At 71.6% G+C, this 10,880-nt stretch carries 6 protein-coding genes and 1 tRNA gene; all 7 read left to right on the top strand.

The annotated features are described in order from the left end of the window. Positions 1 to 248: 248 nt before the first annotated feature. Positions 249 to 1,484, top strand: a complete 1,236-nt coding sequence (locus ACFOY6_RS22830) for an LL-diaminopimelate aminotransferase (protein WP_379633558.1) — start codon at positions 249 to 251, stop codon at positions 1,482 to 1,484. Then, on the top strand, positions 1,481 to 2,773 hold the full coding sequence (locus tag ACFOY6_RS22835) for a homoserine dehydrogenase (RefSeq protein ID WP_379652331.1): 1,293 nt from the start codon (positions 1,481 to 1,483) through the stop codon (positions 2,771 to 2,773). The genes ACFOY6_RS22830 and ACFOY6_RS22835 overlap by 4 nt, the downstream gene beginning before the upstream one ends. A 53-nt stretch (positions 2,774 to 2,826) precedes the next feature. Beyond that, positions 2,827 to 3,810: a class II fructose-bisphosphatase gene (glpX, locus tag ACFOY6_RS22840; protein WP_379633560.1), complete on the top strand. Its 984-nt coding sequence runs from the start codon at positions 2,827 to 2,829 to the stop codon at positions 3,808 to 3,810. Between the two features lie 25 nt (positions 3,811 to 3,835). Further along, complete coding sequence (recJ, locus tag ACFOY6_RS22845) at positions 3,836 to 5,617, top strand: single-stranded-DNA-specific exonuclease RecJ (RefSeq protein ID WP_379652334.1); 1,782 nt, start codon at positions 3,836 to 3,838, stop codon at positions 5,615 to 5,617. A gap of 127 nt (positions 5,618 to 5,744) precedes the next feature. Continuing rightward, positions 5,745 to 5,820 (top strand) — tRNA-Glu (locus ACFOY6_RS22850). A gap of 82 nt (positions 5,821 to 5,902) precedes the next feature. Next, positions 5,903 to 7,411, top strand: coding sequence for a DUF6538 domain-containing protein (locus ACFOY6_RS22855; protein WP_379652332.1), 1,509 nt, complete (start codon positions 5,903 to 5,905; stop codon positions 7,409 to 7,411). A gap of 465 nt (positions 7,412 to 7,876) precedes the next feature. Further along, positions 7,877 to 9,934, top strand: a complete 2,058-nt coding sequence (locus ACFOY6_RS22860; RefSeq protein WP_379652333.1) for a replication endonuclease — start codon at positions 7,877 to 7,879, stop codon at positions 9,932 to 9,934. The last annotated feature ends 946 nt before the right edge of the window (positions 9,935 to 10,880 follow it).

Below are 10,880 nucleotides of genomic sequence, written 5' to 3' on the forward strand. Positions count from 1 at the left end.
CCCCCGCCGCCGCGCCGGGCCTGCCGGACCCGGCGCCGGCCCTGCCGGCCGATCCCGGCGCGCCCCCCGCCCCGCCGCCAGCGGAATTCCTGGCGCCCGCGCCGCCCGCCGGCGACATGGCCGCCCCGCCGCCGCCGCGGCTGTAGCCCGCCGCGCGGCCGTTTCCGCGGGGGGGCAATCCGTTCTATGGTCGCGCCCCCGATTCACCTGTCTCTCTGCACGCTCCAGTCGCACGGACCCCCAAGGCCATGACCGAGGAATTCCACCGCATCCGCCGCCTGCCGCCCTATGTGTTCGCCGAGGTGAACCAGGCCAAGGCAAGCGCGCGCGCCGCGGCCGAGGACATCGTCGATCTCGGCATGGGCAACCCGGACAGCCCGACGCCGCCGCACATCGTGGCCAAGCTGGTCGAGGCGGTGCAGAACCCGGACACGCATGGCTACTCGGCCAGCCGCGGCATCCCCGGCCTGCGCCGGGCGCTGGCCGGCTACTACGCCCGCCGCTTCAACGTGAAGCTGGACCCGGAGACGGAGGTGGTGGCCACCCTCGGCTCGAAGGAGGGGCTGGCCAACCTCGCCGCCGCCATCTCCTCGCCGGGCGACACCATCCTGGTGCCGAACCCCTCCTACCCGATCCACCAGTTCGGCTTCATCATCGCCGGGGCCTCGGTGCGCTCCATCCCGCACACGCCGGATGACGAGATGCTCCAGGCGCTGGACCGCGCGGTGCGCCACTCCGTGCCGAAGCCCACCGCGCTGATCGTCAACTTCCCCTCCAACCCGACGGGGCTGATGGCGGGGCTCGACTTCTACAAGGAGATCGTCGCCTTTGCGAAGCGGCACGAGATTTTCGTGCTGTCCGACCTCGCCTATGCCGAGCTGTACTATGGCGACAAGGTGCCGCCCTCGATCCTCGAGGTGCCGGGCGCCAAGGATGTGGCGGTGGAGTTCACCTCCATGTCCAAGACCTACAACATGGCCGGCTGGCGCATGGGCTTCGCCGCCGGCAATCCGCGCCTGATCGCGGCGCTGACGCGGGTGAAGTCCTATCTCGACTACGGCGCCTTCACGCCGATCCAGGTGGCCTCCACCGCCGCGCTGAACGGCCCGCAGGACTGCATCGACGACATGCGCAAGCTCTACCGCGAGCGGCGCGACGTGCTGGTGAAGGGGCTGAAGCAGGCGGGGTGGGACGTGCCGGTGCCGGAGGCCGGCATGTTCGTCTGGGCGCCGATCCCGGACCGCTACAAGCACCTCGGCTCGGTCGAGTTCAGCAAGCTGCTGCTGGCGCGCGCCAAGGTGGCGGTGGCCCCCGGCCTCGGCTTCGGCGAGCATGGCGACAGCCATGTGCGCATTGCCATGGTGGAGAACACCCACCGCATCCGCCAGGCGCTGCGCGGCATCCGCGCCTTCCTGGCCACCGACAATGGCGGGCCCGTCACGGAGCCCGCCGCCGCTCCTGCTGCTGAACTGGTGAAAGAATGACCCGTCCGCTTTCCGTCGCGGTCGCCGGCCTGGGCACGGTCGGCGCCGGGCTGCTCACCCTGCTGCGCGACAACGCCGCGATCATCGCCGCCCGCGCCGGCCGCCCCATCGTCGTCACCGCCGTCTCGGCGCGCGACCGCAACCGCGACCGCGGCGTCTCGCTCGACGGGCTGCGCTGGTACGAGGACCCGGTGGCGATGGCCGCCGACGCCCAGGCCGACGTGGTGGTGGAGCTGATCGGCGGCAGCGACGGCCCGGCCCGCGCCCTGGTGGAGGCGGCGCTGGCCGCCGGCAAGCCGGTGGTGACGGCGAACAAGGCGCTGCTCGCCCTGCACGGCACCGCGCTGGCGGGCATGGCCGAGGCCAGCGGCGCCACCCTCGCTTACGAGGCGGCGGTGGCGGGCGGCATCCCCGCCATCAAGGCGCTGCGCGAGGGGCTGGCGGGCAACCAGATCCGCCGCGTCACCGGCATCCTGAACGGCACCTGCAACTACATCCTCACCAACATGCGCGAGCAGAAGCGCGAATTCGCCGACGTGCTGGCGGAGGCGCAGAAGCTCGGCTACGCCGAGGCCGACCCCTCCTTCGACATCGACGGCATCGACGCGGCGCACAAGCTGGCCATCCTGGCGGCGCTGGCCTTCGGCCGCCCCGTCTCCTTCGCCGACGTGCATGTGGAGGGCATCCGCGCCGTCTCTGCCCTCGACATCCGCCTGGCGGATGAGCTGGGCTACCGCATCAAGCTGCTCGGCATCGCGCAGCGGGAGGAGGGTGGCATCGCCACCCGCGTGCACCCCTGCATGGTGCCGGCGGCCCACCCCATCGCCCGCGTGGACGGCGTGTTCAACGCCGTGGTGGCGGAGGGCGACTTCGTCGGCCGCGTGGTGCTGGAAGGGCGCGGCGCCGGCGCCGGCCCCACCGCCAGCGCCGTGGCGGCCGACCTCATCGACATCGCCCGCGGCCGCCACACCCCCGTCTGGGGCGCCGCGCCCGGCGCGCTGGATGGCGCGCCCGCTCTGCCCATGGCGCGGCACCACGGCGCCTACTATCTCCGCCTGATGGTGCTGGACCGGCCCGGCGTCATCGCCGACGTCACCGCCACGCTGCGCGACAACGGCATCAGCCTGGAATCGATGATCCAGCGCGGCCGCGCGCCGGGCGAGGCGGTGCCGGTGGTGCTGACCACCCATGATTGCCGCGAATCCGCGATGCGCGCCGCGCTGGCGCGCATCGGCGCGCTGGAGGCGGTGCTGGAGCCGCCGGCGCTGATCCGCATTGAATCCCTTTGACACGCGTTGGCGGGGCGGTTGCAAACCCCGCACCGGGACAGACAGGAGCCACCATGCGCCGCGACACCACCCCCGTTGACCGCAATCTCGCCCTCGAACTGGTGCGCGTCACCGAGGCGGCGGCGCTGGCCGCCAGCCGCTGGATCGGCCGTGGCGACAAGAACGCCGCCGACGGCGCGGCGGTGGACGCCATGCGCAAGGCCTTCGACACCATCGCCATCAGCGGCACCGTGGTGATCGGCGAGGGCGAGATGGACGAGGCGCCGATGCTCTACATCGGCGAGAAGATCGGCCTCGGCGGCCCCAAGGTCGACATCGCCGTCGATCCGCTGGAGGGCACCAACATCTGCGCCACCGGCGGGCCGAACTCCATCGCCACCCTGGCCGTGGCCGAGGATGGCGGCTTCCTGCACGCGCCCGACATCTACATGGACAAGATCGCGGTGGGCCCCGGCCTGCCGGCCGGCATCGTCGACCTCGACGCCAGCCCGGCCGAGAACCTGCGCGAACTGGCCCGCGCCAAGAAGGCCGAGATCAACGACCTCGTCGTCTGCATCCTCGGCCGCGACCGGCACAAGGAGATCATCCGCGCCTGCCGCGAGGTGGGCGCGCGCATCATGCTGATCCCGGATGGCGACGTGGCCGGCCTCATCGCCGTCTCCCAGCCGGAAACGGGCGTGGACCTCTATCTCGGCTCAGGCGGCGCGCCGGAGGGCGTGCTGGCGGCCGCCGCGCTGCGCTGCATCGGCGGCCAGATGCAGGGCCGGCTGCTCTACGAGGATGACAGCCAGATCGCCCGCGCGCGCGAGATGGGCATCACCGACCCGCAGAAGAAGCTCACCGCCGAGGACATGGCGCAGGGCGACGTGATGTTCGCCGCCACCGGCGTCACCGGCGGCCCGCTGCTCAAGGGCGTCCGCCGCGGCCCGATCTCGGCCTACACCCACTCCATCATCATGCGCAGCAAGACCGGCACGGTCCGCTACATCGAGGCGCACCACAATTTCTCCCTCAAGCCGAGCGCCTTTGTTGACTGACGGGCTGGCCCTGTCCGGGACCGGCATGGGCGCCGCGGTGGGCGCCGCGCCGGTCCTCGGCGTCTCCCACTCCGCCCAGGGGCGGCGCTGGATCTGGCGGCAGGGCGATTCCCGCATCGGCCTCGCCATCGCCCAGCGCCTCGGCCTGCCGGAGCTGGTGGGGCAGCTGCTGGCGGCGCGCGGCATCGGCATCGAGCAGGCGGCGGTGTTCCTGGAGCCGACGCTCCGCGCCCTGCTGCCCGACCCCTCCGTGCTGCTCGACATGGACCGCGCCGCCGGGCGCCTGGCCCAGGCGGTGCAGGCGGGGGAATCCGTCGCCGTCTTCGGCGATTACGATGTGGATGGCGCCTGCTCCGGCGCGCTGATGCTGCGCTTCCTGCGCGGGCTCGGCTGCCCGGTGCGCGCCTATGTGCCGGACCGCCTCAAGGAGGGCTACGGCCCCAACCCCGCTGCCATCGCCGCCCTCTGCGCCGAGGGCGCGACGCTGATCGTCTGCGTCGATTGCGGGATCGCCGCCCATGCGGCGCTGGAGGCCGCGCAGGGCCGCGCCGACGTGGTGGTGCTGGACCACCACAAATCCGAGGGCCCGGTGCCGGTGGTGGCCGCCGCGGTGAACCCCAACCGGCTCGACTGCACCTCCGGCCTGCGGCATCTCTGCGCCGCCTCGGTGGCCTTCATGGCCGCCATCGCCACGCTGCGCACGCTGCGCCGCGCCGGCTTCTTCGCCAGCCGGCCGGAGCCCAACCTGCTCGGCCTGCTCGACCTCGTGGCGCTGGCCACGGTGTGCGACGTGATGCCGCTCACCGGCCTCAACCGCGCCCTGGTGACGCAGGGCCTCAAGGTGATGGGGCGCGGCGAGCGGCCTGGCATCGCCGCCCTGCTGGAGGTGGCGCAGGCGCGAGAGGCGCCCTCCGCCTACACGCTGGGCTTCCTGCTCGGGCCGCGAATCAACGCCTCTGGGCGCATCGGCGAGCCGGATCTCGGCCTGCGCCTGCTGGCCTGCGACGATCCGATCGAGGCGCGCGCCATGGCCGAGCGGCTGGATGCCGTCAACCGCCGCCGGCAGGAGGTGGAGAGCGAGGTGCTGGCCGCCGCCTTCGCCCAGGCCGAGGAGCAGGCGGAGGCCGGCCACCCGGCGCTGCTGGTCTGCGGCGAGGGGTGGCACCCCGGCGTGGTGGGCATCGTCGCCGGCCGGGTGAAGGAGAAGTTCAACCGCCCCGTCTGCGTGGCCGGCGTGGCGGAGGGGCTGGCCAAGGGGTCCGGCCGCTCCGTGCCGGGGGTCGATCTCGGCGCGGCGGTGATCGCGGCGCGGCAGGGGGGCCTGCTGGAGACGGGCGGCGGCCATGCCATGGCGGCCGGCTTCTCCTTCCGGATGGAGCAGCGGGAGGCCTTCCACGCCTTCCTCGACACGCAGCTCGCCCACGCCGCCACCCTGCCGACCAGCGCCGACCTGGTGGTGGACGGCACCCTGCTGGTGCCCGCCGCGACCGTCGCGCTGGTCGAGCAGGTGGCGCGCCTCGGCCCCTTTGGCGCCGGCAATGAGGAGCCGGTCTTCGTCTTCCCACGCACCCGCATCGTGCGCGCCGACCGCGTGGGCAAGGAAGGCAACACCATCCGCGCCTTTGTCGAGGGCGAGGGGGGAGGGCGGCTCAAGGCGGTGTGCTTCCGCGCCAAGGAGGGGCCGCTGGCGGATCTCCTGCTGAACAGCCGCGGAGCGCCTGTGCATCTGTGCGGCTCGCTGCGGGCCGAGAGCTGGAACGGCAATGTTTCGGTCGGCCTGCATGTGCAGGATGCCGCCGCGGCATAGCCGTGATGCCCACCTTCGCCACGGCGTTTTCCTGCCTGGCGAGGGCTGGACGTCCGGTTCCGTCTGCGGTAGTAAGCCGCCGCTGCCGCGGGCCATGTTTCCTGGCCGGACGGCTTGCTTGGCGTAGGTCCCCATCGTCTAGAGGCCTAGGACACCAGCCTTTCACGTTGGTAACACGGGTTCGAATCCCGTTGGGGACGCCAACGCCTCAAGGTGTTGATTTTGTTGGGATTTTTGGGTGCCGTCCCCGGGTTGTGACACAGCTCCGTGTTACAGGGATGCCTCGTGCCCAGCCCCTACATCATCACCCACCACCGCACCCACTATCTCCGGCTTCGAGTGCCCACCGACTTGGCGCCGTTGGTCGGCACGCATCTGACCCGGACCCTGGGGACTCAAGACCGGCGCGAGGCCCTGGCCGCCGCCGCTACGCTCGCAGGGGCTGCGCCAGGATGGTGGCGTGTGCTACGCGCCACAGCCATGGCCACGCTGCGCGGCATCCCGCTCTCCGACCTCACCCCCGACGACCTGACGCGCTGGGCGCGCGAAGACCGTGCCGCCCTGACTGCCGACATGGACACGCTGACGCCCGAGGACCGGCGGCGCCTCCGCGACCGTCTCGCGGCCCTATGCGCTGCCGGATCGGCGGAGGTCAGGGAAGGGCGCCTTCGGCTGGAGGTGCTGCGGGTGACGACGGAGATCCACGCTGCAGGGAGGGAGAGGGGCATGCTGCAGGCTTTGGAGGCGTTTGGGCGTGGTGCTGGGGGGGCGTCCGTGTCGGCACCGCCTGCCCATCAGCCAGAGGCCGACTCACGCCGGGCGCTGCCCATGTCCCGGCTGGCGCCCGACTACTACGCGGACCGCGCGCTCGGAGAGTCGTCGCGGACTTCACACGATCAGGCCATCCGCGACTTCGAGGCGATGGCGGGCGCCAAGGGCATCGGCAGCATCACCCCGGCCGACGTTGCCCGCTACGCCGACTGGCTGCGGCAGCGCCCAGGGCGCGGTGGCCGGGAGTCCGCATCGGTAGCCACGATCACCAAGTCCCTCGGCCACATCAGAGCAGTGTTGAAGTGGGCCGCCGAGTCCAAAGGTATCCTTGATGCGTCCCCCGGAGCCCGGGTGCGCCCGCCCCGAGAAGCACGGATCACCAGGGGCTCCCCAAAGCGCCTGCCGTTCGAGACCCACACGCTGGCCCAGATCTTCGGATCGCCGCTCTACACAGGTTGCCAACGAGGACGCCACGCGGAACCAGGCCCGTGCATCGCGCCTGCCGACCGCCGGTATTTTTTTCTGACGATGTTGCTGACCGGCGCGCGGACCGAGGAACTGCCTGGGGCCACCCTGAAGGAGCTGGACGGCGGCATCGTCTGCCTCGACCTGACCGAGACGGCCAAAAAAACAGCGGCGGGAGCCCGGCTGGTGCCAATCCTGCCCGCACTGAGGCGGACCGGGTTCTTAGCGTGGGCGAGGGAGCGGCTGGCCAGCGGAGGCGTCCTGTTCCGGGGCGAGGGCTGCCCATCGGACTGGGCGCAGTGGTCAGGGCGCTATCTCGGCGCTCTCGGCGTGACGGACCAGCTCCACACGCCTTACTCGCTGCGACACAATTTCCGGATTATGTTGCGAGAAGCGAATTTAAATTCCGACGTCGCCAACAAGGTCTTTGGCCATGAAGGCGAAGGCGCCGGTCGGCATTACGCGAGGGTGTTGCTGACCGCCAAGGAGGCTGCCGTGGTGATCCGGGAGGTAAAGCCGCCGATGGACCTGTCGCACCTCTATGTGCGGGGCGCTTGACGGGAGCAGGGGCCTTACCCTCAAAATAGATGCGACCCCATCACAGCCTGCCAGGGCTCCGGGGTCGCAACCGTTTGGGTGATCCGATGATGCAGCGCGCAGGCGCCGATATCAAGGTTTCACCGGCGCCGACTGAGTGAGCGCCGGGCGCTTCGGAACCCCCTCCGAGGCGCCCTCGAAAAACACCCAGGTACTTAATGTCAACATAGAGGTTCGCGGAGCAAGTCACTGCTCTTCCTCTGCTTTTCTGCGATTTTTGCCTGCGCTTAGGCTGGCGCGCGAGATCGCGATCCTGCCCGCGTCCGCGCATCGCCGCCCCGCGGAGCAGCCCCAGCAACCTCCCGCAGCGAAGCGAGGGGCGCGCGCCCCTGAGGTGTGGCGCCCGCGCCCGGTGCCGCCCGATGCCCAGCGCCTACCCGTGCCTCCCCCTGGCTGGCCGATGAGGCGGCGCCCGACTGCGACCCCGTGCCCGACTGCCCCCAGGAAGCCCTGCGGCGGGAGCTGGAGGAGGCGCGGGCAGCGGCGCTGGCCACCCTCGGGAGGGTGGAGCGCCTGCCCCGGCTGCACGCGGACGCCGTGCTGCGGCTGGCCGCCCAGCAGGCCAGGCGTTCCCTACCCGACATCGACACCCTACATGCGGGCGTGCTCGCCCAGCGGGGCGCCGTCCGGTGGGAGCGGGCGCCCGGGAGCACCCCGATCACCGCAGCCGGGGTGATCGCGCAGGTTCTGGCGGAGATTGAGCCACCGGCGCACGAGTGCAGCGCCGAGGGCGCGGCCTTGGTGCGCGGCGACGAGGACGCCATCCGCACGGCCGCCCAGCGCGCCGCCCGCCGGTGGTCGGCGTGGTACGAGGCCCGCGACGCCATGCGCCAAGCCGCCACTGCCTCCGGCACACCGCTGCGCGCCGTGGACGAGCAGCCATGGATCAGGCGCGAGCGGACCTGTGCCCGCTGGCACACCCGCCGCCTGCGCCGTGAGGCCCTGCGTGCCCAGGCCTACTACGACACAGCCCTCCGCCTCGCCCGGCCGGGGCACGACTACGTGTCCAGCTACACCCTTGGCGCCTGGCGCCAGCGCCAGGAGCGGCAGCAGGCTTGGGCGGAGGCCAAAGAGGTTCAGTGGGATGACGGCTCCGTTGCGTCGCTGGCGGCCGTGCGGGACAGTGCCGCGCGGGCACGGGGCGCTGCCCTCTACGCGATTTCGCGCGGGCACGAGCACTGGGCAACGTCGCACGGATACACAGCGTTTTTCCTGACACTGACGCTCCCCGGCGCGTATCACTCGTACTCCTCCGGCGCCCGCGCGGCGGACGGCACGTATCCGCATCAGCGCCCCAACGAGGATTGGACGCGGGACCATGGCCCCCGGCGCGCCTGGGCCGAGCTGCAGAGCCGCTGGGCACGGCTGCGGGCCATCCTCGCGGACAGATCCGACGACCTCCGGGCGCACGTCGGCGTAGTGGTGCCTGAGCCGCACCGAGACGGCACGCCGCACCTGCACGCGCTGGTGTACCTGCCCTGGATTTGGCGGGACCAACACGGCGCCGAGCATGGCACCGCGTGGGAGCTGCGGCGTGCCCTCCGCACGGTGTGCCCTGGACCGCGGGCGGCTCGCCTGGAGGTGGTGCGCCGGGTGCCAGGGCGGCGGACGGTCAGCCCGGCCACGTACGTTATGAAATACATTTTAAAATCGTTGAATGACGAGCAGACGCTCAGGGAGCAGGGCGAGGCAGGCGAGCGCCACCGGGCCTGGGCGTCGTCCCGCGGGCTGCGCCGGATGCGGGTGCTTGGGTCGCACGGCGTGCTGCGCGCCTGGCAGCGCCTGTGGACCCTCTCTGCCCGCCAGGACCGGGCGCGGGAGGCAGCGGCCGATCGGCCGGTGATCGTCGCGGCGACTGACGAGGACGGGGATGCCGACGGCATGGCCATCCTCCCCGAGCGGGCCGAGGCCGCCATGGCGGCGATGCGGCGGGCGAGGGCATCGGGCGCTGTGGCCGAGGATATGGCGCTGTCCCCCGCCGAGCGGGCGCTGGCCCGCGAGCGGCAGGCCGGGCACTACGCCGACGCCCTGGCCCTGCTGGGCGGCCTGCCTGGGGGCCAGGGGTGCCTCCGACTGACCTACGCGGCTGGGGAGAGCGAGTATGGCCGCCCGACCAAGCGGCCGGATGGCCTCGTCGACCCTGCCACAGGCGAATGGATGCCCCTACGGGACCAGGGCGCTCGTATTGTGGCTTCGAAACTTCCGTGTCAGCAACACGACCTTACAGTTGTCGCTAGTCGTCCAAGGGCCGGGGCTGACGCCCCGGCCCCATCGGCCGTGCCCCCTCCCCAGAACTCCCGGCAGGCCCGCCGGGAGGCCGAGATGGCCCGCGACTACGACCGGATCGAGGCGATCATCGGCGGGCTGTGGGGACCAGAGGCGCCCCAGGCGCCACCACCAGCCTGCGGGCCGCCGCCGGTGGCCCCGATACGCCGCCGACCGATGCTGACCATGGTCCTGGACGACCTCGCCGAGGCGGCGTGACGGGAGGGGTGTGCCCTCAGGCCCGGGCAGGTCACCGGCCATACAGCTGCACCACCATCCCGGCAGGCGAGCACAGCACTCCGCCACGCTTGACCACTCCGCCCGCACGTCAGCCTAGATCTCATCCTGTTTGAGCTCGCACGCCACGGCACCAGCCACGTAGTCGGCCACTACCTGTGCCACCACGACCGCGCGACGCCCAAACGGCACCACCTCAACGTCGATCACGTCCAATTCTCCACCCGGGCAGGATGCCTGGCGGCAAGCATTCTGGCGGGCTCACCCCCTGAATGGCGAAGCATAAAATTGCTTTATGTAGCTGATTTTTCTATCTAAATTTTGACAAGAATTGAGGGTCAGTGAGCAAAGATTCGGGGGGGGCACGCGAGGCCCCCTCCCGCTTCGCGGGTCGGCCCCTCCCCCAAGAGAGGAGCCTCCGTCCTCGCCGGGCTGCGCCCGGCTGCGGCACCGTGGGCGGCGCCCCGGCAGGGCCGGGGCTGGCCCAGGAGAGGACGTCACGGCAGCGGCAGGACCCCACGCGTGCGCGCGGTATGGCGGGCGGCGTCGGCGCCGACTTCGGCCGCCACCTCGCCCGCGTATACCTGCCAGCAAACATCAGCAGCCGCCAGCGGGTGCGTGGTGCCACGGTCCCAGGCCGTGGCCCACACCTCGTACAGGCGCGCCCTGCGCTCCTGTGGATCATCGAGATACGGGTGCCCCCCATGTGACGTCAGCGTCGGAACAGGCCGAGGCGATCACCACCAGCGCCTCATCGGACAGCCACGGCTCGACCGCGTGTCAGATCTCGTGGTGCAGCGACTGCAGCACGTTAGGGGGCGACCAGCCGCCCCCGGGGTCGTGTCCCGGGTGGTGGTGTAGGAGGTGACCGCTTTTGAGGAGGCGGCCACCGCAATGGTTCTCGGTAGGGTGTGGGTTGTCGAGACCT

It is taken from the genome of Teichococcus aestuarii, assembly GCF_042651065.1.
Lineage (GTDB): Bacteria > Pseudomonadota > Alphaproteobacteria > Acetobacterales > Acetobacteraceae > Pseudoroseomonas > Pseudoroseomonas aestuarii.

Bases quoted from the DNA above. Each gene is read 5' to 3' on its own strand.
- ACFOY6_RS22835 (WP_379652331.1), top strand. From the start codon at position 1,481: ATGACCCGTCCGCTTTCCGTCGCGGTCGCCGGCCTGGGCACGGTCGGC.
- ACFOY6_RS22830 (WP_379633558.1), top strand. From the start codon at position 249: ATGACCGAGGAATTCCACCGCATCCGCCGCCTGCCGCCCTATGTGTTC.
- recJ (WP_379652334.1), top strand. From the start codon at position 3,836: ATGGGCGCCGCGGTGGGCGCCGCGCCGGTCCTCGGCGTCTCCCACTCC.
- glpX (WP_379633560.1), top strand. From the start codon at position 2,827: ATGCGCCGCGACACCACCCCCGTTGACCGCAATCTCGCCCTCGAACTG.